This is a genomic window from Nitrospira sp. (genome assembly GCA_024998565.1).
Classification (GTDB): domain Bacteria; phylum Nitrospirota; class Nitrospiria; order Nitrospirales; family Nitrospiraceae; genus Nitrospira_A.
In genome coordinates this window covers 558,038-582,021 of the sequence record JACOEM010000001.1, presented here as the reverse complement: position 1 = coordinate 582,021, position 23,984 = coordinate 558,038, and the positions used below count along the sequence as shown (strand labels likewise).

19 protein-coding genes and 1 pseudogene are annotated in these 23,984 nt (G+C 59.8%); 14 read left to right on the top strand and 6 right to left on the bottom strand.

Annotation, left to right across the window (positions count from 1 at the left end; translation table 11 throughout):
- The first annotated feature begins 225 nt into the window (after positions 1-225).
- Together H8K11_02970 and H8K11_02965 are read left to right on the top strand one after the other, a co-directional pair.
- Positions 226-870, top strand: a complete 645-nt coding sequence (locus H8K11_02970; protein ID MCS6262694.1) for a class I SAM-dependent methyltransferase — start codon at positions 226-228, stop codon at positions 868-870.
- A 158-nt stretch (positions 871-1,028) separates the two neighbouring features.
- A complete protein-coding gene (locus H8K11_02965; GenBank protein ID MCS6262693.1) occupies positions 1,029-4,973 on the top strand; it encodes a PAS domain S-box protein in 3,945 nt (1,314 codons plus the stop codon).
- 46 nt (positions 4,974-5,019) lie between these two features.
- Here the strand turns inward: H8K11_02965 and H8K11_02960 are convergent, their stop codons facing one another.
- Positions 5,020-5,706: an HAD hydrolase-like protein gene (locus H8K11_02960; protein ID MCS6262692.1), complete on the bottom strand. Its 687-nt coding sequence runs from the start codon at positions 5,704-5,706 to the stop codon at positions 5,020-5,022.
- Positions 5,707-5,766: 60 nt separating this feature from the next.
- On the opposite strand from H8K11_02960, the gene der reads away from it, so the two are divergent.
- From der to H8K11_02915, 9 genes are all read left to right on the top strand, one after another.
- Positions 5,767-7,161 (top strand): ribosome biogenesis GTPase Der, encoded by a 1,395-nt coding sequence (der, locus tag H8K11_02955; GenBank protein ID MCS6262691.1) that lies wholly within the window; start codon positions 5,767-5,769, stop codon positions 7,159-7,161.
- Between the two features lie 227 nt (positions 7,162-7,388).
- Complete coding sequence (locus tag H8K11_02950) at positions 7,389-7,781, top strand: PAS domain-containing protein (GenBank protein MCS6262690.1); 393 nt, start codon at positions 7,389-7,391, stop codon at positions 7,779-7,781.
- Positions 7,782-7,995: 214 nt separating this feature from the next.
- Positions 7,996-9,006, top strand: a complete 1,011-nt coding sequence (locus H8K11_02945) for a hypothetical protein (GenBank protein MCS6262689.1) — start codon at positions 7,996-7,998, stop codon at positions 9,004-9,006.
- 76 nt (positions 9,007-9,082) lie between these two features.
- A complete protein-coding gene (locus tag H8K11_02940) occupies positions 9,083-9,712 on the top strand; it encodes an RNA polymerase sigma factor (protein MCS6262688.1) in 630 nt (209 codons plus the stop codon).
- Between the two features lie 31 nt (positions 9,713-9,743).
- On the top strand, positions 9,744-10,043 hold the full coding sequence (locus tag H8K11_02935) for a zf-HC2 domain-containing protein (protein ID MCS6262687.1): 300 nt from the start codon (positions 9,744-9,746) through the stop codon (positions 10,041-10,043).
- A gap of 18 nt (positions 10,044-10,061) precedes the next feature.
- Positions 10,062-10,535, top strand: coding sequence for a cytochrome c (locus H8K11_02930; GenBank protein ID MCS6262686.1), 474 nt, complete (start codon positions 10,062-10,064; stop codon positions 10,533-10,535).
- A gap of 87 nt (positions 10,536-10,622) precedes the next feature.
- On the top strand, positions 10,623-12,344 hold the full coding sequence (locus tag H8K11_02925) for a hypothetical protein (protein MCS6262685.1): 1,722 nt from the start codon (positions 10,623-10,625) through the stop codon (positions 12,342-12,344).
- 108 nt (positions 12,345-12,452) lie between these two features.
- Positions 12,453-12,896, top strand: a complete 444-nt coding sequence (locus tag H8K11_02920) for a PEGA domain-containing protein (protein MCS6262684.1) — start codon at positions 12,453-12,455, stop codon at positions 12,894-12,896.
- 51 nt (positions 12,897-12,947) lie between these two features.
- On the top strand, positions 12,948-13,994 hold the full coding sequence (locus tag H8K11_02915; GenBank protein ID MCS6262683.1) for an NAD(P)-dependent alcohol dehydrogenase: 1,047 nt from the start codon (positions 12,948-12,950) through the stop codon (positions 13,992-13,994).
- Between the two features lie 193 nt (positions 13,995-14,187).
- Here H8K11_02915 and H8K11_02910 read toward each other — a convergent pair whose 3' ends face one another.
- Both H8K11_02910 and H8K11_02905 read right to left on the bottom strand, forming a co-directional pair.
- The gene (locus H8K11_02910; GenBank protein ID MCS6262682.1) at positions 14,188-15,153 is read right to left on the bottom strand and encodes a multicopper oxidase domain-containing protein; all 966 of its coding nucleotides are present in this window, start codon (positions 15,151-15,153) and stop codon (positions 14,188-14,190) included.
- A 156-nt stretch (positions 15,154-15,309) separates the two neighbouring features.
- Positions 15,310-16,674 carry a M20/M25/M40 family metallo-hydrolase gene (locus H8K11_02905; protein ID MCS6262681.1) on the bottom strand — a complete coding sequence of 455 codons (1,365 nt, stop codon included), beginning with the start codon at positions 16,672-16,674 and terminating at the stop codon, positions 15,310-15,312.
- An 88-nt stretch (positions 16,675-16,762) separates the two neighbouring features.
- Here H8K11_02905 and H8K11_02900 point away from each other — a divergent pair, with 88 nt between their 5' ends.
- The 3 genes from H8K11_02900 to H8K11_02890 are packed head-to-tail and all read left to right on the top strand — an operon-like array spanning position 16,763 to position 18,950.
- Positions 16,763-17,251 (top strand): hypothetical protein, encoded by a 489-nt coding sequence (locus tag H8K11_02900; GenBank protein MCS6262680.1) that lies wholly within the window; start codon positions 16,763-16,765, stop codon positions 17,249-17,251.
- A gap of 3 nt (positions 17,252-17,254) precedes the next feature.
- Positions 17,255-18,205 (top strand): NAD(P)-dependent oxidoreductase, encoded by a 951-nt coding sequence (locus tag H8K11_02895; protein MCS6262679.1) that lies wholly within the window; start codon positions 17,255-17,257, stop codon positions 18,203-18,205.
- A gap of 13 nt (positions 18,206-18,218) precedes the next feature.
- Entirely contained in the window at positions 18,219-18,950 is a 732-nt protein-coding gene (locus H8K11_02890; GenBank protein MCS6262678.1) for a hypothetical protein, read from the top strand.
- 223 nt (positions 18,951-19,173) lie between these two features.
- On the opposite strand, the pseudogene H8K11_02885 reads toward H8K11_02890, so the two are convergent.
- The 3 genes and pseudogenes from H8K11_02885 to H8K11_02875 all read right to left on the bottom strand — a co-directional run bounded on the left by H8K11_02885 (position 19,174) and on the right by H8K11_02875 (position 23,957).
- Positions 19,174-20,310 (bottom strand): annotated as a pseudogene (locus H8K11_02885) (porin).
- A 218-nt stretch (positions 20,311-20,528) separates the two neighbouring features.
- Positions 20,529-21,236, bottom strand: coding sequence for a response regulator (locus H8K11_02880; protein ID MCS6262677.1), 708 nt, complete (start codon positions 21,234-21,236; stop codon positions 20,529-20,531).
- Between the two features lie 12 nt (positions 21,237-21,248).
- On the bottom strand, positions 21,249-23,957 hold the full coding sequence (locus H8K11_02875; protein ID MCS6262676.1) for a sensor histidine kinase KdpD: 2,709 nt from the start codon (positions 23,955-23,957) through the stop codon (positions 21,249-21,251).
- Positions 23,958-23,984 lie beyond the last annotated feature (27 nt).

Genomic DNA, 23,984 nt, shown 5'->3' with positions numbered 1-23,984 from the left:
TGGTATCGTCATATGCGGGGCAATCGTTCGTGTTCGATGAAAGAACGGACGACTCTAGCACACGCCGCACGGAGCGACAAGGACGAGAGGGGACAAACAGGGACCGATTCGACCGTGAAGAGTCCCCCTATTTCTTGATCCCGGAATCGAGTCCTGTTCAAATGCCGGAACAACCGGTCGCCGAATATCGACCGCGCACGACCTCACAGACTTTTGCCAACGCCGATGTACGCTACCTACATCTTTCCGCGACTCATGGACTGGGTGCTCCGGGGCGAACGGTTTCAGACCGAACGCCGGCTCCTGCTGACTCCGGTACATGGACTCGTCCTGGAAATCGGGTTCGGAACCGGATTGAACCTGCCGCACTACCCCCCGACCGTGACCGCTCTGCACACCGTCGATCCCGCCCCACTCTTGCCGGATCGAGTCGCCGTGCGGGTGGCACAGGCTTCGTTCCCCGTTCACATTCAGCATGTCAGTGCCGAACGATTGCCCTATGACGCTGCCAGCTTCGACTACGCCGTCAGCACCTTCACCCTCTGCACCATTCCGGATCCGGCGAGGGCGCTACGCGACATTCGCCGGGTGCTGAAGCCGGACGGCCACTTCCTATTCCTGGAGCATGGCCGCAGCGACGATCCCCTCATCGCCCGGTGGCAGGACCGACTCAACCCGCTGCAACACGTCCTGGCCTGCGGCTGCAATCTCAATCGCCGCATCGATCGACTGATACTCGACGCAGGCCTGCGGCTGGAACAGCTTGATCGCTACTGTCTCCCCGGCGTCCCAAGAATCGGCGGGGAAATGTATCGCGGCACCGCCCGCGTCAACGGACAATCATCCCTGCCTTCCAGCCTCGACACCTGACCCCTCCTCACGACCTTGGCCTGGCACCGCGTTCAGAACCAGCCGAAGCAGCGACGACATGAAACAGGAAAATTGTATCCCTATCGGCAATTTTGTAGACTGCACCGTATAATGCACGATCGCCGCATTCGTCCATGCAGCAGACGGGAGTGACCCGGATGTCCTCCTCGCAGTCGTTCCCCGACAGAAAGCCTCCGTCGACCTCTCCATTATTCAAACCCATAGATTTAGCCCGGGACAGCAGCATCGCCTTGCAACGGGTGACGCTCCTTTATGAGGCGATGCCGGCCGCGCTGGTGGCCGGACTCGGCTGCGCACTCGCCCTGATCGCGGTCAATTGGCATGTCGTCCCGCACGACCGGCTGCTCGTCTGGCTGATGTACCATCTGATCCTCGCGGCAGGCCGATACGGGCTCGCCCGATCGTTCACGGCCAACAGGCCGGGGCTCGTCAACATCGAACGCTGGGACCGGGCGTTTCTGGTCGGCACGACACTCGCGGGTCTCGGCTGGGGCGCCTCAGCCCTGTTGCTGTTTCCGGAATCCTCACCGGCCCACCAGGTCTTTCTGGCCTTTGTGCTCGCAGGCATTACAGCCGGCGCCGCTTCCACCCTAGCCGCCCGCTTCGACGCCTTTCTGTCTTTCTCTCTTCCGATGTTGACGCCACTCATCCTGCGACTCTTCGCTCTCGACCATGAGCAAGCCCTGCCGATGGCGATCTGCACCATGCTTTTCTCGCTGCTCATGGTCTACACGGCGTATCGAACGTCCAACACCGTCCTGGAAACCCTCCGGCTGAAATATCACAACGCCCAACTGGTGGATCAACTCACCGGGCAACTGCAGGAAGGGGAGCAGATGGAACTGCTCCTCACCGTCAAGACCGAACACCATCGCTTCATCATGGAGTATGCCCAGGACATCATCTATCGGACAGACCGGAGCGGCCGTTTCACGTTCATCAACCCCGCGGTCATCCGGCTCCTGGGGTATCACGAGACGGAGATGCTCGGCCATCGTGCGCTGGATTTCGTTCATCCCGATTACCGCCGCCCGACCGAACGTTTCTATCTCCGGCAATTTCTCCGGAAGACGGCCAGCACCTATTGTGAATTCCCCCTGATCACCCACACGCAACAGACCCTGTGGGTCGGACAGAATGTGCAGCTACTGCAACGCGACCAGGAGGTCATCGGGTTCCAGGCCGTGGTACGCGATATTTCCGTTCGGAAACAGACCGAAGAAGCGTTACGCGTCAGCCAGGAGCGATACCGCGCGCTGTTCGAGAGCAGCCCTGAAATGCTGCTGACCGTCGACGCCCGGGGCACATTGCTGACGGTCAATACCACCACCGCCGCCGAATTGGGCTACGAGGCCGACGAGCTGATCGGTCAACCAGTGGCGGGAATTGTTCACCCGGATGACCACGGCAGTATGGAGAAGCATTTTGCCGACTGTCTCCGCCGGCCGGGAGAAGTCCTCCGCTGGAATTTCCGGAAGATGCGCAAGGACGGGAGCCTGCTCTGGGTGCGAGAAGCCGCCCGGGCCGTGCGTAACTCCGACGGACAGTTCGATATCATCATCGTGTGCGAAAACGTGACCGAACAGAAAGGCATCGAAGATGCCCTGACCCAGACGCGCCAACTCCTGGAGTCCATCGTCGAGCACATTCCCCACATGGTCTTTTTAAAAGACGCTCAAGAATTGCGCTTCGTCCAGTTCAATAAAGCGGGCGAAGACCTGATCGGCCTGCCGCGAGAGGCGCTGCTGGGAAAGAACGATTTCGATTTCTTCCCGCTCGAGCAGGCGGAATTCTTTACCGCCAGAGACCGCGAGGTCCTGACCGGCGGCACGATGATGGACATTCCGGCCGAACCGATCCAGACCAAGGATCATGGCCTCCGGTGGCTCCACACCAAGAAGCTTCCCCTCTACGACCAGGCCGGCATGCCGCGCTATCTCTTGGGGATATCGGAAGACATCACGGACCGGAAACAACGCGAAGAAGCCGAACGGCTGCGCTTGGGGAAATTAGAAACACAACAAGCCGTGCTGCATGAATTGGCGGAAGATCCGGCCATCCACAGCGGACACCCGCAGCAAGCCTTCCCGGTCATTACCGAATATGCGGTGAGCACGTTTGCCGTCGAACGAGCCGGCATCTGGCTTTTTGACGAGAATCAGTCCGCATTGATCCTTCAGGATCTGTTCGAAGCCACCCCCAAACACCATCTGCAGGGAACGACGCTCTCGACCGGTGAATACCCCGCCTACCTGCATGCGCTCGAAACCGAACCCTACTCGCTCGCGGCCCATGACGCGCAGACCGATCCCCGCACGAAGGAATTGACTCCGTCGTACCTTACCCCGCTTGGCATCGTGGCCATGTTGGACGCCCCGATCCGCCGGCATGGTCGCGTGGTCGGCGTGTTATGCCTCGAACACATCGGTCCGGGCAGAGTCTGGACCACAGAGGAACAAACGTTCGCCGCCTCCCTGGCCGCCATGGCGACCCTGACCCTGGAAGCGTCGGACCGCCGGCAGGCTCAAGAGGCGCTGGAGCAACATGTCCGTGAACGCACCGGCGAGTTGCGCCGGACGACCGCCCATCTTCAGACCATCATCGAAGAGTCCCCCCTGGCGATGATCGAATTGGACCAAGCGGGCCTCGTCACCACGTGGAATGCCGCCGCCACCGCCCTCTTCGGCTGGACCAAGGACGAAGTGCTGGGCAAGGAGCTGCCGTATGTGCCTCCCGGCCAGGAGGAGGTGTCGGAAGACTTGTGGACGGCAGTGATGAGCGGCGCCGCACCACGCAATCTCGAACTGCGCCGCCAGAAAAAGGACGGAACTCTGGTGGATGTGAACATGTGGGGGAGCCTGCTTCAGGGTCCGGCAGGCCAGGCGGTCGGCTCCATCGGATTCTTCGTCGATATCACGAAGCACAAACAACTCGAAGACCAGCTCCGGCAGGCCCACAAGATGGAAGGGATCGGCCGCTTAGCCGGCGGCGTGGCCCACGATTTCAACAACCTGCTCACCGTCATCAACGGGTGCGCCACGCTCTTGTTGGACCAGGTGCGGGCCGAGGATCCGCTTCGTCGCTCGTTGACCGAGATCCTGACCGCCGGCCAGCGTGCGGCGGCCTTGACCAAGCAGCTCCTGGCCTTCAGCCGGCGCCAAGTGTTGACCTTCCAGGTCTTTGACCTCAACGAGGCGCTCTCGTCGATCAGCTCCATGATCGAACGGTTGATCGGCGAAGACATCAACCTGATCAGAAATCTTGACTCGCGGCCCTGTACCATTCGCGCAGACAGAGGACAGATCGATCAAGTGGTACTGAATCTGGCCGTGAACGCCAAGGATGCCATGCCTACAGGCGGCACACTCACGATGGCGACGCAGGCCCTGCTGATTACACCCGACAGCCCCGTGCCTCATCCCGCATTACTCCCTGGAGCCTATGCGCACCTGTCGATCCGCGACTCCGGCCAGGGCATGGACCGCACGACCCTGTCCCATATTTTCGAACCCTTCTTCACCACCAAAGAAGAAGGCAAAGGAACGGGACTGGGATTGGCCACGGTGTATGGCATCGTCAAGCAGAGCCAGGGGTTCATTTTTGCCGACAGCACACCCGGTGAAGGGTCAACCTTCGAACTCTACTTTCCACTGGTGGAGGCGCCGCCGCTTGCGGCCACGCCGACACTCCCATCCCGTCCGCACTGCGGGCGGGAGACCATCCTGCTGGTCGAAGATCAGCATGCCGTCCGGTTGCTGCTCACCCAGGCCCTGTCCGATTACGGCTACACCCTGCTGGAAGCCTCAAGCGGACAGGAAGCCCTCCGTCTGGTCGCCGCCGCCCGCACCCCCATTCATATTCTGCTCACGGACGTCGTGATGCCGCAGATGACAGGACCGGCCTTGGCCGAGCACCTGCGTCGGCAATGGCCCGAGTTACGGGTACTCTTTATGTCGGGATATGCCGAGGGGAGCGTGTTACCGACGTTTCTCGCGGAACCGGGCACCGGCTTCATTCAGAAGCCCTTCCTCCCCACTGAATTGGCGCAGAAGCTCCGGGAATTGCTCGATCCCGCGAAATAGCACACGTGATGGATTGCGCAGAGAGACCGACTGCGCGACAAACGGCTTAGCCGGGCAGGATCGCGTGGAAATGTTCGATGGAGGTAAACCGCGCGGAAGGAACGGCTGACGCCTGAGAACTCGACCTGGAGCGGTGAAAAATCCGGCCGATCCCGAAATCTTCCGCCGCAGCCAGACATTGCTCATCGTCGTCGATGTAGAGCGCCCGTGCAGGATCAAATCCCACCAGTTGCCGGCAGGTCGGCCAATACTCCGATCGCATCTTGAGCCACCCCACCTCGAAGGCATCCACGATACGATCGACATGCCGATCCAGCCCCGTCTTGGCAGTTTTCACATCCACTCCTGCCCGATGCGCGTTCGTCAGGATCGTCACGCGCTTCCCCAATCGACGCAAGGATGAAAGAAACTCCTCGGCATCGGGAAGAAACCCGATCATGTGGTCGAGTTCGCGATGCATCGCCACCACATCGATGTCTACCCGCTCCGACCAATAATGTAAATCCGTCCAGGCCAATTCCCCTTCGACGGAACGATACATGGCCATCAAGCGATCCCGGGCGGCCTCGAAGGTCAGCGCATGCTTCGCCGCATACCGCCTCGGCAGTTCTTCCTCGAAGAAAAAGTTGTCGAAATGACGGTCGAGTAACGTGCCGTCCATGTCGAGCAACACATCGTCGATCCGACTCCAATCGACGGACTGATGGGCAGCGGCTGAGCGATGTGACAGCATCTCGGCAGTATACCGGAGACAGGCGCGGCAAGACGAGTCATTGTGTTCGGTGAAATCTCTATGCTACCGTCGCGCACCATGTCACGCACCAAACAGACGCGCGGTCCTGTGGCCCCGCTCTTCACCCTTGAGGGCGGCCGGCTGCCCATTATCGCCCTCATCGGGCGGCCCAATGTCGGGAAATCGACGCTCTTCAACCGCATTCTCGGCACGCGGGCGGCGATCGTGGACGATGTGCCGGGCGTGACGCGGGATCGCAACTACGCCGATTCGACCTATCGCAATCGCCGCTTCCGTTTGGTGGATACGGGCGGGCTGGACCCGACAGCCAGCGAAGGCATGTTGTCCCTGATCCGGCAACAATCCCAACTCGCCATCGCCGAGGCGGATATTCTCGTCCTGGTTCTGGATGCCCGTTCAGGCCTGACGCCGGCCGATGAAGAAGTCGTACAAACCCTGCGCGGCTCCGATAAACCCGTCTATTACGTGATCAACAAAATCGATACCCCGAAGGCCGATCCGCTGGTCGCCGATTTCTATCGCCTCGGGCAGGAGCAGCTGTATCCCCTGTCGGCCGAACATGGCATCGGCGTCGCCGAGTTGCTGGACGATCTCTTCTCGCACATGGCCGAACCCCTCGACGAAGAAGCCACGAGCGACACGCCCCGCATCGCCATCGTCGGACGTCCGAATGTCGGCAAATCCACCTTGGTCAACTCAGTCCTCGGCGAAGCGCGCGTCGTCGTCAGCGATGTGCCGGGCACGACGCGTGATCCCGTCGACTCGGTCGCGACATTCAAAGACCGGCAGTATGTGCTGACCGATACGGCCGGCATCCGCCGCCGTGGTCGTGTGGAACGAGGCATCGAGGGCTACAGCGTCGCCCGATCCCTGCGCGCCATCGGCCGATCAGACATCGCTGTACTGCTACTGGATGCGGAAGAAGGCGTCACCGAGCAAGACACCAAAATTGCGGGCCTCGTTCTCAAACAAGGACGCGCCTGCATTCTCATCGTCAACAAGTGGGACCTCAAGGCCGATGACGTGCACGCGCGCGAGGCCTACAAACAAGATCTTGAACGTCGCTTCCCGTTCCTCGCCTGGGCGCCGGTGCTGTTCATTTCGGCGCTGGAACCGGATTTTCTGCGCGGCTTGTTCGCCTTGATCGACCAGGTCTATTTCTCATTCTGTAAACGGGTCCCCACCGGCCCCCTGAATCAATTCTTTCAGGGTCTGCTGGAAGAACATCCGTTGCCGGTCAGGAAAGGAAAGCCGGCCAAAGCCAGCAAATCGGCATTCATGACGCAAGTTGCGACACGGCCTCCCGCATTCGCCCTCTTTGTGGGACATCCCGACAATATGACCCCGGCCTACCTCCGTTTCCTCGAAAACCAGATCAGGAAGGAATATCATTTCTCCGGCACGCCCGTTCGACTGATGACCAGAAAAAAATGAGGCAGCCTTGCCGGGGCGCGACGCATTCGACACAATCGACGACATTTTCCTTCGCCCCCTTCGTTTCATCGCTCACGATTCCTTGAACATTTCGTAGATTTCCTCCCTTCTCTCAGCTCAACGCAATGGCCCGCATCTTGCTTTTCCATTCAGCGTTCGAATGGCAGCGACGACCGTCCTCGCTGACCGCATGAGGGACATGCCATAGCAGAGAGGAGCTCATCTCCATGTTCATCGGACAACCAGATCTCGCCGCACCCGCCGCACCGACCTCGTCGGCCGAGACCGGCCTCATCGTCCTTTCCATGGACGGTCGTATTCTCTACACCAACGAGCGGGCACGCGAGTTCGCACGCCATTTCACGAACGAGCCGCGCCGGCTGCAGACCTCCGAGACCGCATCACTCCGCCATCCGTTGATGGACCTGTTTCATGACGTGCTGGCCAAGTTGGAGAAACACATCGCGGCAGAAGACTGGAGCCAATTCGAAATCACCCGCCTGACCCGATGGGGCGGCGGCACAGTGCGCCTCCGGGGATTCGGCATGCCAGATCAAGCCAGACGCCAACAGTCACGTATCGTCCTGACAATCCATCACCAATCAGGCCCAACCCCCTAGTAATATTGAGTCTGCGCGACACAAGGCCTGAGGCGATTCGCAGGTCACGAACGGCTTTCAACTTGACTCATGCGGATCAGCATGTTATTCGCACAGGAGACGTTGTTGTACGCCACGCGCGACAAGGCAGGAACCGGCCCCCTCCAGCTACGGGAGGTTTCTCCTCCACTCTTTCGGCGTCATACCATTCCGGTCAAGACGGTCTATAACCACTATGGCTTATTCTACGAATTCCCCTCAGCGGCTCCTCTTTCTCTCGATCCGGTTGGGCGTTTGTCTTATCCTGGCACAACCAGCGTGGGCAGACACCGCCACACCCCTCATTGAACCGCCCCCGCTCGCTGAGTCCGGAGATCCGGTCGCGGAAAACAACCCTGAACCGGCGGTGGCCCCCGCGCCCGTGTCCCCTTCGGTTCAGATTTCCGGCGCGATCTGGCGCTCGAAACCCGGCATCGTGTTCTTGCAGACCCCGATCGGGCCACTCTCCCTGAGTTCGAAATCCACCCTTCGCGACATTAAGACCTCACAAAAGATCACTCTGTGGGTCCATGGCACGACGAGTGTCATCGACATCCGCGAGAGAGGCATCGACAAACTGGTCCATCGGTATGTCACCGGCCTGCCGAACTTTACCTCTCCCGAGAAAACCGCCGTCACACTCTGGACACCGGACGGCGAACAATCCTTCACCCTCGGCGCATTTGAAACCAAAATCGCCGGACGCCAGGATCACCAACCATTGACCATCGAGGTTGATGGGACCGGAGCCATCAAAGGTCTGCACGATGTGCAGTTCGATCTCCAGGTCAATCAGGTGCCCCGCACAGCCTCGTCGCTGCATCTCTTGTTGAACGGGACAGTCTCGAAACTGAAGTCGAACTATGTGTTCCTGAAAACCCCTCTGGGCATCGTGACAGTCAGCGGAAAGACCGGTGTGCGGAACGCCAAGGTCGGGCAGGAGATGTCGGTGTGGATCCAGGATCGCCATGTGGCTATCGACCTGTATCAGGACGGTCTTACAAGTCCATCACGACGGTTCCTCACCGGGCCGCTGGCCTACGGGTCCGACGCGCATGACACCCTCACCATGCAGGGCCCCGAGGGAGCCCAGTCCATTCCCCTCACGCAACGGCCGGCTGCTCTCGCAACCCTGAAGGAAGGGCTCCCGATCACCGTCGAACTCAACCAGCAGGGTGAACTCGTCGATATCCGACGGGTCAATTGACACCCTCCGTCGGCACCTCGACATCCGGACCGCTTCTTGACAGTGCCCGACGCCCCCCGTAGACTCCGTGACGCGTATGGCATCACGGAAGAACAGTCGGCCGGAAATCCCCGACGGGCGCGGCGTCTCCCCCTCCACCTCCGCTCCATTCGATCAGCTGTATCGTGATCACGTCGACGTGATGTACCGCTTTGCCTATCGGCTGTGCGGTGAAGCCGAGGCGGCCAAAGATCTGGTCCAGGAAACGTTTCTGAATGCCTATCGCGCGTACGACCGATTTCGTGGCGACGCGCAGGTCTCGACCTGGCTGTACGCCATCGCCTCCCATGCCTGTCAACGTATGCGGCGGAAACGCAAAGGCGAACCGGAGCGCGAGTTATCCCTGACCGAATTCGTTCCGACATCGGAGGGCGAGTTTTCCCTGCAGATCCCGATGGAGGGCCTCAGCCCTCAAGAAGCGCTTGAAAATAAAGAATTGCGGCAGATACTCGATCGCGCCATCGCAAAGTTGCCGCGCAAATACCGGATGGTGTTGGTGCTCCGCGACATGGAAGGATTGAGCGCCAAAGAAGTGGGCAGCATTCTCGGGCTCAACGAACGGGCGATCAAATCGAGGCTGCATCGAGCCCGCCTCTTTGTCCGCAAGGAACTCAGCGGCAAAGGATTGGCGGCAGAATTTCATCCGTACATTACCACCGGGCACTGATAGTTTGGTATAGTCAAGAAGAAGCACCGCCATGGCTGATCGCGTACGCACATATCCAGGCACCCGCAAGCCCGCCCTCCACCAGGGTCACGGAAAACGAAATTGCGTGAAAGTGCTCGAACGGCTGTCTGCCTATCTGGACGACGAGCTTTCCGGTGACGTCTGTCAGGAAATTCGCGCCCACCTAGGCGACTGTCCGAATTGCGAAGTGTTTCTCGACTCCCTGCGCCAAACCGTGCAGCTCTGCCGCAACCGTCCTTCCCCGGCACTCTCCCAAAACGATCGTGCGAACCTCCGCCGGCAGATTTTGAAGGCTGCGGCCACGGCATAACCAGTCGTGATTGGCCCGATGATCACGCCGACCGGAGCACGACCGGCAGAGGGGGCGAGAGACGAGTCGCAGAATGATCAGCGGCGTCGCTCGCCGCAACCATCTGTTCCTTCGATTTTAGGCCCCCTCCTGCTCACCCTTCTATTGACCTGCGGTGGAACCGGCGTCCTGCTCGCCCAGCCGTCAGAAACACTCGACCACGGGCAAGCCATCTACCGTGCGCATTGCATGGAGTGCCATGGCACAACCGGCAAGGGCGATGGGGCCAAGGCCCCGTTTCTGTCCCCTCGACCGGGCAATCTCATCTCGGCGGCCACCTCTGCCAAAACGGATACAGAGCTGCTCCGCACCATCGCCCAAGGAAAGCCCCGCACGGCCATGCCGGCCTGGAAGAACGTGCTGCCTGCCGAGGACCAGCAGGCCGTTCTCCAATACATCCGTTCCTTGGTCCGGTTTACCCGGCCACTCACACCCCCTCCCCCGGGTCCGTGATCTTGCATCGACTCCGCCAGCCCCTTTCACCTGAAAAGAGCCCCGTGGTACAGTGACATTCTTTTATTGCCACCGGAGGTCGTTCGCATGATTCGCGGGAACCAGTTCCATCGACGACAGACCATTGCCATCGTGACCCTCGCGGTCTCTCTCGGTCTCTTGACCGGGACAGCCGAGTCGGCACCGGCTACCGGCGGGAAGGGACATCGCCCAACCGCCTCCGCTAAGCAACCACCGGCGGTCCAGACCGCCGTCCGATATGCCGAAGCCCTTGCGCACGGCGATCGCGTCACCGCCGGGCAATTGGATTTTGCCTGCCAATACCGATACGTCGTCGCTTCTCCGGCAAAGGTGAAACAATTCGCGCCGGTCAACGACACGTCCTACGATTCCTGCTGGCAAACCCTGACCGATGCCTATGCGCCCATGCTCAAGCGGTCGGACATTGCCATGGATATCATTTGGCCGAGCACCGGCCCGCTGATGTTTTTCGGTGACGATCTCCCGAGGGCGCCGGCCTCGACCTTCGTGGCCGACGTGCTGGGCACCTCCCCTCCCGGGAGCGGCCTTCATGTGACCGTCGTCGGCAGCCGCACCATTCCGTCCGGTTCGTTCCGCCTGGGACGCACCGGGAAAGTGCTCGGCGCTCCCACGACGCTGGTCCAACTATCCGTACAGTATCAGGATCCCCTGACATCGCCGGTGACCTATGCCCCCGGCAACGTCAAGTGGACGAACACGATCAAGCGCCCGAGACTGGCATTGAAATCCGTGACCACTCAGTGGGTCGTCTTTACCGGGCTGAAACAGCATGGATTTCCCGGCGATACCGCCGTATTCAATCTGCCGGTCGCCTCACAGCCGGAAGCCCCGGGCATGATGGCAGACAAGATTCCGTTTGCCACGGAAGCAAGCCGTGCCCTGCCTGAATCCCTGGCCTGGTGGGGACCGGACGATCAACCCGGCACGTTGACAGCCGCTGCGGCACGCGCCGCCATCTTTCCCGATCTGCGCGACCGGGTGGCCTTACTCAACCGCGTCTTGCTCATCGACCCGAAGCAGCCGGACGCCCTGACGGTCTTAACCCGCCACCTGTACAGCGTGTTGCTGCGTGAAGCCAGAAATAGCCATCAGGTGCCTATAAAGGATCCCGCCCTAGGCATCGTGGTGGACGAATTTTATTGGAACATCTATGCGCAGGGCGCCCGCTTGGATCTCTCGAACGGGATGGAAATGGGCGGTCTCTCACAGCCGACCCCGGCGGACTTTCTCTATCGTCTGATCCCGGCACTTCAAACGCTCGTTTCGGTCAGGCCGGAACAACTCGACAACCGGTTTCGACTAGGAATCGCCTACCGATGGAATAACGACCAGCTCCCCATGGTCGAGACCTTCGAATCCCTGGTGAAAGACATACCCGAGCACCGGAGAACGCCCAAGTCCGAAGCCCTGCTTCAACTGGCCTGGTCCCGGATCAACAAGGTCTCCTGGAACCGGATCCTTCACGATACGGAAACGCCTCGGGCCTATGCCGATGCCGAGGCCGCCCTGGCACAGGCGGAACTTCCTCTCGATAAGTTTCTGGCCGAATATGCGATGGCCTACGCCATGATCTTTTTGCCGAACTACGGGGACAAGGCCAAAATGCTCCAGCACCTGACCGAAGCCAAGCGGTGGTTCGACGAGGTACCCGGCAAGTCGGATGAGGTGTGGCGGTACTTCCTGCACTCGGAACTGCTCAAGGCGGTGCTGGATGCCGATCCGATGTTCCAACCGATCCTGGCAACCACCGCCGCCCCCCACGCCTGACAACGCACAAAGCGGGGCGATGGAGTACTTCTGACTCCACCGCCCCGCACACTCCAGCCTCCGCCGCCTTGTCAGCCCGCATACGCTGTGCTAACCATGGTGATCATCATGTCTACGGAGGAGTCCATGCCCGTCACGGCCAGAACCGCCAGCGCAAGTCGTTGTGCCATCGTCGCAACCCTGATCGCGTCTCATTTCAGCCTGACCGGCTGTTCGATTTTCGGTGGAAGCACGCAACCACTGATGGTCAATTCAGAGCCACCCGGCGCACAGGTCCTCATCAATGGCACCGCAGCCGGAACGACGCCGTTGCAGTATCAGGTCCCCCGAAGAGGTGACCTCACCGTCGAAGTGCACAAAACGGGATACCAGACTCAGTCCCGAGTGACGGGCCGGAAGCTCAGTAGCACCGGGATCGTCGATGTCATCGGGGGCGCATTGTTCCTTCTTCCGTTGCTCGGACTGATTGCACCGGGCGCGTGGGAACAGGACCCCTCCACTCTCGGCATCACCCTCGAACCCGACACACATCAGCCGGCCCAGGCGCGTTAGCGACGCCTGCATCACAGCACAAACACGCCATTTTTTCAGGAGCAGACCATCATGATCGACGTCCACGGGTATGCTGCACTCAACGCTCAATCCCCACTCACGCCGTTCAGATTTTCACGCCGCGAAGTGGGCAGACAGGATGTATTGATCAAGATCCAGTACTGCGGGATTTGCCATTCGGATGTGCACCAGGCGCGGGATGAATGGGGCGGATCACTCTTTCCGATGGTGCCCGGACATGAAATCGTCGGCACCGTCGAAAAGGTCGGGGCCTCCGTCAAACAATTCACCGTCGGTCAAACCGTGGGGGTCGGCTGCTTCGTCGATTCCTGCCGGACATGCCCAGCCTGCAAGAAAGGCCTGGAGCAATATTGCGAAGGCCACCTCGCCTTCACCTATAACGGCAAAGAGCGGGACGGCGTCACACCCACCTACGGCGGATATTCCACCAAGGTCGTCGTCGATCAACGCTATATCGTGCGGATTCCCAAACGGTTGCGCCCTGAAGAAGCGGCGCCGCTCTTGTGCGCTGGTATCACCACCTACTCCCCCTTGCGGCACTGGGGGGTGGGCAAGAAGCATCGGCTCGCTGTGGTCGGGTTAGGTGGCCTCGGGCACATGGCCGTCAAAATCGGCAAGGCGCTCGGCGCTCACGTGACGGTTCTCAGCCACTCCGATAAAAAGCGGCTCGATGCCAAGCGATTAGGCGCCAAAGACTTCTATAAGACGTCTGATCCGGACACGTTCACGACCCTCAACAAACAGTTCGATTTCATTCTGGACACCGTGTCGGCACCTCATGACCTCAATGCCTATCTGGAATTGCTGAAGACCGACGGCACCATGATCCTGGTCGGGGCTCCGGATAAGCCCGCGGAGCTCGGCGCCTTTCCTCTGATCATGCGCCGACGGCGACTGGTCGGATCGTTGATCGGCGGGATCAAGGAGACTCAAGAGATGCTCGACTTCTGCGGCACACACAAGTTCGGCGCAGATGTGGAAGTCATTCCCATCCAGCAGGTGAACGCCGCCTACGACCGTCTTGTTCGGGGCGACGTGCGTTATCGCTTCGTGATCGATATGAGTTCCCTGACGTAGCGCCTGGCATCCGACGCTCTCAGAGATGAGTCCCAACCAGGCACGGGCTCGCCTTCTATGCGCACCCACTCAAATCGGGTGGGGGCAGAACCTGTGGTCAGCGAATGCAGCAACTGAGAGCGGCTCACGAAAGTGGGAGAGTCGAACGAAGCGGCAGGCCGGGCGGCCGCAAGGCCGCCCGGCGAATCCACCACTACTTGGCAGGAGTGACAAACGGCATGAGCGGCAACTGCCGCGCATCCTTGTCCACCTTCAACAGGGCAATGGCACCGCGAAGGGCGTCGGTCAAGGAGTGGGTGACGATCGGGTAAACCCCGTCGTTGTTGTCCAGCACCATATCGAGGATCGCCGCGCCCGCCGGCGGAATCAGCTGCGTCTGCACGCCGCGCGTATGGTTGGCGGGATTACCGCTCTCCCACACATCATCCCAGATTTCAGCGATCGGATGGACCGCCGACACGTTGTTCGGTCCGGCATTCACGAAATAGAACCGGACCCGCTCACCCGGCTTGGCGTCCAGGAAGTCGCCTCCCGCCTTGCTGTGCACAGGATCGTACCGGAAGACGGAGCCGTTAAACACCACATGCTGATACTTCCGGTCGAACATCCCATCGACATCGTCGGGATCCTTGAACAGTTCGCTCTGCACCAGCACATACTCGCGATCGGCTTTCGGCAGTGCCTTGGGATCCTTGGGATCGACGATAATGGCACCCATCATGCCGCGCGCAATATGCTGAATCATGGGAGAGGCACCGCAGTGATAGGCGAAGATGCCCGGCCATTTGGCCTTGAAACGATATTGCAGCGACTCGCCGGGACGCACTTCCTTGTAGTGCTCCAGGAAGTTGGTCTCCGCCGCGTGAAAATCCATGGAATGGGGGCGACCGTTGGTCTCTGGATTCGTCAGTGAAAAGACGACCTCGTCGCCTTCCTGCACGCGAATCACCGGACCGGGAAACTGACCGTTGAAGGTCCAAGCGTCATATGTATGTCCCTCGCCATCTATCACGAGTTTGGTCTCCACGGCCGTCATGGACACTTCGACGACTTTCGCGAAGGCGGAGTCGACCGGTTGCATGGCCACGCCATACACCGAGGCCACCCCCAAGACCGTGCGAATCACAGATTGACGAAAGCGGGTGTTACGTACTGTCATAATGCTGCGGCTCCTCCTGTTGAAAGTGAATGGGTATCGGTTCATTCAGAACCACAGGCAGGATACCGAATCGTCAGCTCAAACCAATATGACAATTGTCATGTTTTTAAATTACCTCCGGACAGGTAGGCGTTCTCCTACAGCTCAGGGTACCGCTTAGCGCTTCGCGGCCAGTTCCGAAAAATAATGCACAAACGCCTTCATCCCGCCTGAGGCCTGGCCCCAGTCGAAATATTCGTTCGGCGCATGGTAGCCGTGCTCAGGCAGGCTCAAGCCCATGAACAGAATCGGAACTTTCCAGGCCTTCTGCATCGTCACGACCGCGCCGATCGAGCCACCTTCGCGAATAAAGGCCGGTTCTTTGCCGAATCCGGCCTTCACGGCGCGCTTCACCGCATCGACGTACGGCCCGTCAAACACGCCTCTGAACGGATGCAACATCCCCTCGCGCTCGACCTTCACCTCCGGATTTAACTTGGCGACATGTTTCTTGAGCAGCGCAAAGGCCTTCTCCGGAGTCTGATTCGGTACGAGCCGCATGCTGACCTTCAACTCCCCATGGCCAGGGACCACCGTTTTCACCCCCGGCCCATGATAGCCGCCGACGAGTCCGTGCACCTCAAACGTCGGCGCAGCCCAGATCCGCCGCATGACCTCCGCCGGATCGTGCGTGCGCAACGTTTTAAACCCGTAGGCCTGCTTAAACTTGCTCACTTGAAATCCAGACTGCAGGAAACTCTTGATCTCTGCCTTTGTCGGCTCGACCACATCATCGTAGAAGCTCGGAATTTTCACCTTACCGGTCTTGGCATCCACACAGGCATGGACGATGTCCATCAACTCGGCCAACGGATTACGCGCCGCGCCGCCCGTCACCCCCGAGTGGGCATCCTTGGAGCCGGTACGCAGGACGAGCCGCGCGCCGAGCAAACCGCGCAAGCCATAGGGCATCGCCGGCTGGTTCTTGGACAGCCAGATCGTATCCGAAATCACCACCGAGTCCGGGCGCGGAATCGCCGCACGATTCTTGATCGCTGCCGCGAAACTTGGACTGCCGTTTTCTTCTTCCAGTTCCCACAAGAATCGCACATTGATGGGCACCCCCTGCTCGATCGCATAACGCGCGCCGAACAAGGCCGCCAACGCCGGGCCTTTGTCGTCCGTCGCCCCTCGCCCCCGGTAGATGCCGTTGTCGTTTTGAAACGCGAAGGGGGCCTGTTTCCATTCCGGCTCCTGCGCCGGCTGCACATCCATGTGATTGTAGACGGTCACGGTCGGGTAACTCGGATCGACCGTCCATCCACCCGAGACAACCGGGTAGCCCGGGGTCTCGACGATGTGCGTCTCCGCCCCGGCAGCCCGCAGATATTGCGCGGCCAATTCCGCCATTCTGCCCACATCCGGCGCATGCCGGGGATCCATGCTGATCGAGGGGATTTCCACTGCCTGCCCGAGCATGTCTTCATAGCGCGGGCGAATGTCCTTGATGTACGTATCCAACTGGCGCTGCAAGTCGCTCATCGCTGTGCCTCCCTGTGATCGCCGGCGATTATATCGACTCGCAGAGGGAAAGCCTATGAGGGCGATGATCGAAACAAAGAATGGTAGAATGCGCTCGATGATCCACAATGGTCTCCATATCTTGAATCGTCCTCTCGCGAGATTGCTCTTAGGCCTGACGGCGTGCCTGTTCCTTCATAGCGGCATGGCCGCCGCGCAAGAAGCCGTCACCGTGCAGGAAATCCTGACCGATCCCGCGCTGTTCCACCTGCGGCAGATCACGCTACGAGGGACGGTACGTAACGTCCAGCCGCTCGATCCCTATGAGATCCCAGCCGGCTCAACCTGTTATGGCGGCTATCTCTTCAACCTGGAAGATGATACGGCCACGCTCCCGGTCGCGGTCCCGGGACTCTGCGGCGTCCCGATGGTGAAGGACCCTGACGTGGAAGACGGGGCGCGCGTGGTGGTGGACGCCACGGTCCAGGCCCCGAGCCATGGAGGCTATGCCTTGAGCTTCAAGGGCGGAAAGATCGCCATGGATCAAGAGGGCGTCGTGCAGGCCATCGCGAACCGGATTACGCCGCTGGTGGAATAACTCATGGCGCTTCCTCTCCCTGAACAATCTCCCCGCCTCGTGACTCCCGCTCAGACACACGTCGGCTGGATCGGTACCGGCGTGATGGGCGCATCCATGTGCCAGCACCTCCAGGCCTCGAACTATCGACTCACCCTTTACACCCGGAACCGCAGCAAGGCGTCCCTGATTCTCGCGAAGGGCGCGACCTGGGCCGATTCCCCGCGTGCAGTGGCTGAGCAGACAGAGGTCGTGATGACGATGGTGGGATTCCCCCGTGACGTACGCGAAGTATACTTCGGCAAGCAGGGTATCCTGGCGGGCACACGTCCGGGCATGGTGCTGATCGACATGACCACCACCGAGCCGTCGCTCGCGCAGGAGATCGCCCGGGCGGCTCAATCACAGGGGGCCTTCGCCGTGGACGCCCCGGTCTCCGGAGGCGATGTCGGCGCGCGCAACGCCACCCTCTCCATCATGGTCGGAGGGACGACCAACGCCGTTCAGGCCATCATGCCCCTGCTGGAATGCCTCGGCCAGAAAATCGTGCACCAGGGCGGTCCCGGCGCGGGACAGCATGCCAAACTCTGTAACCAAATCGTCATCGCCGGCACCATGATCGGCGTCTGCGAGAGTCTCCTGTACGGGTACAAAGCGGGGCTGCAGTTAGATCGTATGCTGGAGTCGATCCGCGGCGGCGCCGCCGCCTGCTGGACCCTCGACAATCTGGCGCCACGCATTCTGGCGCGCAATTTCGACCCGGGGTTCTTCGTCGAACATTTCATCAAAGACATGGGCATTGCGTTGGAAGAGGCGCGACGACGGCAACTCACCTTGCCGGGGCTCACACTCGCGCATCAATTATATGAAAAGGTTCAAGCGCTCGGCCATGGCCGATCCGGCACCCATGCCCTAGTGCTGGCGCTGGAAGATCTGTCGCATATCAATCCGGCCAGGCCTTCGGCGTCAACGTAACCACGGGAGTTCTATGAGAACCGTTCCTCTGCGCATCCTTCTCCTTCTTCTCTTGTCGGTCACGGTCTCCGCCTGCACCGGAGCCCGCGGCCTGAACCGTCAACTCCTGCAGGAATCGTTTCACGATCATCCCGAGGTGGTCACGGACCGCGATGTCGCATCCACCATGGCTTTGCAGGCGCAGCTACCTTCGCCCTATCGCCTGGCCGTGTTTTTTAAACACGAAGATTTTCCAAACCGCCCGGCGCTGCAGCGTGTGGACTGGGTCAGCGCGGACGCCGACCGTGTGCAGCGGGCGCTCGCGCCCGTACAGGAAGAGGGCGTCCTTCAGCAGAGTTTCCTGCTGGCCAACTCCACGGTCCAAGGGACCACCTTCCGCGACGTTCGCCTGGCCGCCGCCCGCTACAACGCCGACGCGCTTCTAATCATAGACGGGGCCTCCGCCGTGGAACGCTATAACAACGGACATGCCGCCTGGTACGCCACCGGCATCGGCGCCTACTTCGCCCACGGAACCGAAAGCCACGCGCTGTTCATGATAGAAGGGACCTTGTGGGATGTCCGCACGGGCTATCTGTACGGCACCCAAACAGCGGAAGGGGAAACGACCCTCGTCGGCCCGGCGCCATCGCTTGAGGACAAGACCGCGGTGGCCGAAGCCAAGGACGTGGCACTCGAACGGTTCGGCAAAGAACTCGCCGATATGTTGCGGGAACTGAGGGAGAGGCAGAAGGCAATACAGTGAGCACCTTCCGCAGATTCTCCTTCCAGTTGTGACTGAGATGCTGCCTGCGCATCGTCGCGAGGCAGTTGAGACCGAAGCCCACCGCGGAACCTTGGCCTCTCGGGCACTCAAAATGGCTGTCGGGCGAGGCCGCAGTGAGCGAGAGGCTGAGGCGTACTCCCGGCAGTACGTCGAAGGCTTGAGGGAAGCAAGAACGAAGCCCGAAGCCATTTTCAGTGCCCGGTCACGGACTGTCGAAGGTCCAGAGAATGCCCAGCAATACCAGATGCTGATTCGGCGTCAGGCTCAGCACACCAGGCTGGACCTCCCCACGCCTGAAGAATCCCCCGCCCGCCCCGGTCGATTCGTCCCATCGATGTTCAAGCCGCAGCGTCGTGTTGGTCCACTTGTAGGGGATTCGATATTCGATCGTGGAGGTCACGGCCTTGACGAATTGCTCCGAACCGGTCCAACGGCCGTTCCGGTCCCAATAGAACTCCGGCCGGACCGCCAAAGCCCAAGGTCCAGTCACATGCCATCGCGCGACCACATTGCCTCCCATCACAAACGCCCTGGGATTTCCGGGACGATCGGCGATGTTTTCGGTCCCGATATCATAGGAAGCCGCGAATGTCAGGTTGTCCCCTTTCCATTCGACGATGTGATTCGCGTAGAAGCGCCAGAACTGCAGTGCCGTGTTGGTCTGATCCGGCCCCCCATAAACGGTCTGGGTCAGGGTAAGTTGCGGGGTCGCCTTGTAGGCCCACTGCCCCCCATAACTCGGTTGGTCGTTGGGATGCGACAGATGATAGTATCCGTTAACGATAAACCCCGCGACCGTCAGCTTGTCGGTGACCGGATATTTCGCATTGACGCCGAACATCATGTAGGGCGTGTTGTCGGCAATCCATGACCGGGTGTAGCTCACATTGTCCTTGGCATAGAGCGATTCGTAGCCGATGAGGCTATTAAAAAGCCCGGCGGTGATCGTGAGCCCCTTCCCGACCGGAGCCAGATAAGACACATTCGCACGATGGATGTGCCGAAGCGTATCGGCCCCGCCGACTTCACGCTCACCCTGTAAAAACGCAAAGCGTTCGGAGTCGTAGCCGCCTTGCACACCGAGTTCCATGCCCCAGCGCGATGATTCGGTCGCGTCTTTCCGAACATAGGCCAGGGCCATATTGGGGGTAAACTCATTGTGCCGCGCCGCCGTCGCACGATTCCGCCACAGATGGTTTTCCGGAAAATTGAAGTTGAGCACATAACTGACATCGAGATAGGCGCCGTAATGCCAGAGCCCGCTATCGGCGCTGACAGCCGGAGTATCACCGGGCGTCGAACTTGGTTCGGCGGCATAGGCCGGGGCGATCAACAACCAGAAAAACACCACCCACCTGAACCGACTCATCCCAGCCGAACATACAGGCTTCACTGCCAGACCGATATCGTTGCGCAACGGCAGAATAGGTTTCATCTCATGCTCATGATCCAACCAGGTTCGTGCCCTCAGGAAATCGACTCTACGGCATTTCGTATCAAAACAGCATTAAAACCGATCATAGAGATATAAGAGATCCGTAAAAACGGCGGGAAGACTCATTCTGCCCGGAGTCGATAGCCGACCCCCAGTTCCGTCACGAGATGACGAGGCTGAGCGGGATCGGCCTCGATCTTATTCCTCAATTGACGCATATACACACGCACATAGTGTCCCTCCTCTACATGGAGGGGCCCCCAGACTTCTTTGAGCAACTGGCGATGCGTCACGACCTTCCCGGCATACCGCACGAGCGTCGTCAGCAACTTATATTCAATCGGCGTGAGGTGGACTTCCGTCCCTGAGACAAACACTTGCCTTCGCCCTAGATCGACGGTCACGTCGCCGAACGTACATACCGGCTCGACCGCGTCACCGATCGGGCGATTGGCATGCCGCAACGCCGCGCGCATACGGGCCAGCAATTCATCTACGCCAAACGGTTTCGTGACGTAATCATCGGCGCCAAGATCGAAGGCCTGCACCTTGACCTGTTCTTGGTCTCGTGCGGAGAGTACGATGATCGGCATGTTCGACCAGGCACGAATTTTCTCGATTACCGCGGTGCCGTTCATGTCGGGAAGACCGAGATCGAGGAGGATGATGTCAGGATTTCGAGCGGAGGTTTGCGCCAACCCATCCGCGCCGGTGGTCGCCTCGTACAATCGATAACCATAAGGCGGGAGAGTCGTGCGAAGAAATCGTCGAATTTCCGCTTCATCCTCGATGAGCAGAACGGTTACCTCATGGGTCGTCGTGGATGGCATGGATGACAGATCTTAAATGGCCGCGCTGTCGTGCTCGTTCGCTTCTGGCTCGACGGTCGGTTGACTTTTTTCTGCCGGCAGCGTAAAGCGGAAACTCGATCCACCGCCGGAACGAGAGTCTACCCAAATACGCCCACCGTGGGATTCGATGATGCCCCGGCAGATCGTCAATCCCAGTCCGACGCCTCCCTCACGCTCAGGATGAAGCTGATAGAACTTCTCGAAGATCCTCCGCTCTTCTCCTTGCGGAATGCCGGGCCCTCGATCCGCAACTTCTATCATACTCACCCCATCCTTCACCGACGCCGTCACCTCGATGGGTGAGGTCGGCGGAGAATATTTCGCGGCATTCTCCAACAGATTAATCAGCACTTGTTCGATCAAAACACCATCGACGAACACCAGGGGAAGATTGTCGGGATAGGCGGTCACGATCGGATGCGTGGCGATACGCGATTTCACTCGCGCCAATGCCGTGCCCACCAGCTCTTCCAGCGCGTGCCATTCCTTGCGGAGTTGCATGACTCCCGCTTCCAATCTGGTCATATCGAGAAGATTCTTCAGCAACCGATCAAGGCGTCCGGCCTCATCACTAATGGAACGGACAAGTTCTTGCTGACTCTCGGTCGATAGTGGCTGGGTCGTGCTCAGTAAGGCGCTGCTCGCGCCTACGATCGTCGTCAAGGGCGTCCGCAGGTCATGGGAAACAGAACTCAGGACGGCATTGCGCATGCGCTCCGTTTCAGTCTGCACGTGAGCTTCTTGAGCTTCTTCCGTCAATCGTGCACGTTCGAGCGCCAGAGCCATCTGATTTGCAAAGGTTTCCAGGAGATGCAGTTGTTCCGGAGCGAGCAGTTCGGCAGGTCGCGATGATCGGACCGCAAGGACACCAACCGCCCCATGCGATCCTAACAGTGGCAGATAGAGCGAATCAGATCCGGAAAGGGTATTCGTGCCATGGCCAGCAGATTCTTTATGGTCGAAGACCCATTGGGAGATGCCGGCCTCCTTCGGGTCCAGGTCGAAATGCAGCGCTTCACCCCGATGGAGGTGCACCCGCCCCTCCCGATCTGGAAGAAACACTGCCACCTGGCAATGAAAGACGTCGTGAATATGGCGGGACGCCACCGAGGCCAGTTTGTCCACCCCGGTTTGAGTGATCAATTCCCTGCTCATGGCATAGAGTGCGGCGGTTCGCTTCTCACGAATCAAGGCCGCCTCGGCCTGCTGACTCTTGTGGGCAGCCAGTCGGCTGATCAGCAACGCCACCACGAGCATGACCGCAAATGTCAGCAGATATTGCACATCGGAAACGGCGAATGAATAGTAAGGGGGAATGAAAAAGAAATCGAAGGCCGCGACGCTCATCAATGAAGCCAGCGCCGAAGGACCTCGCCCCCATCTGGTGGCAATGACCACCACCCCGAACAGATACACCATAATCAGATTGGCCTGCCCGAAGTATGGAGCCATCACCACACTTAATGCCGTGCAGGCCATCACGACGGCAGAGGCATAGCCGTAGTTCCGTCGCTCACTCGACCGTTGAAGCAATCCGGTCACGAGAGGTCGACCGGTACCCGCTTCACCGGTCATCACATAAATATCGATGTCGCCGCTCCCGCGAACGAGGTCGTCGACCACCGAACCGAACAGCCATTCCTTCCAGCGCGAGCGCAACGGTTTGCCGACTATGAGCTTGGTGACATTGCGGCTCCGGGCATAGGCCAACAGCTGCGCACTCACGTCATCCCCGGTCAAGGTCACTGTCTCTGCGCCCATACGCTCGGCCAATCGCAGGGTGTCGACACCTTGGCTCCGCTCCTGCTCAGTCAACCGCAGATGTTTCGACGTTTCCACATAGACTGCGATCCACCTGGCATGGAGGCCCGTGGCCATCTTTCTGGCCGCGCGAACCAACATCGGCCCGCGGGATTTTAGATTCACGCAGACCAGGATGGTTTCCGCCGCCGGCCAGGTGCCGACGACCGCATGATCCCGGCGATACACTTCCATTTGTTGATCAACCCGTTCGGCCGTCCGACGCAAGGCCATCTCGCGCAACGCGATCAAGTTGCCCTTCCGAAAAAAATGCTTGAGAGCGTGCTGGGCCTGTTCCGGCAGATAGACCTTGCCGTCCTTGAGCCGCTGCAGGAGATCGTCCGGAGGAAGGTCGACCAATTCGACATCGTCCGCCTGTTCGAGAATGGAATCAGGCACGGTTTCACTCACACGGATACCGGTAATTTGAGCGACCGCGTCATTGAGGCTCTCGATGTGCTGCACGTTCACGGTCGTGTACACGTGAATCCCTGCTTGCAGGAGTTCCCTCACATCCTGCCACCGCTTAGGGTGTCTGGATCCCGGGGCATTCGTATGCGCCAGTTCATCCATTAGCAAAAGCTGCGGCCGGCGCGACAGGGCTGCATCGAGATCGAAATCACGGATCCTGGAGCCTCCATAGGCTACCTCCCGGATAGGAAGAAGCGGTAATCCCTCGATCAGAGCTTCGGTTTCGGCCCTGCCGTGCGTCTCGACCCAACCGATCATCACGTCGATGCCGTCGCGCTGTTGCTCATGCGCCGCTTGCAACATGGCATACGTTTTCCCGACCCCTGCAGTCGCGCCGAAAAACACCTTCAACTTGCCGCGCGCCTGATCGGCCTCTTCAGCCTGCACACGCCTCAGCAAGGCATCGGGGTCCGGACGCTGATTCTCCATGGCACTCCTGACAAAGGAATCTGATGA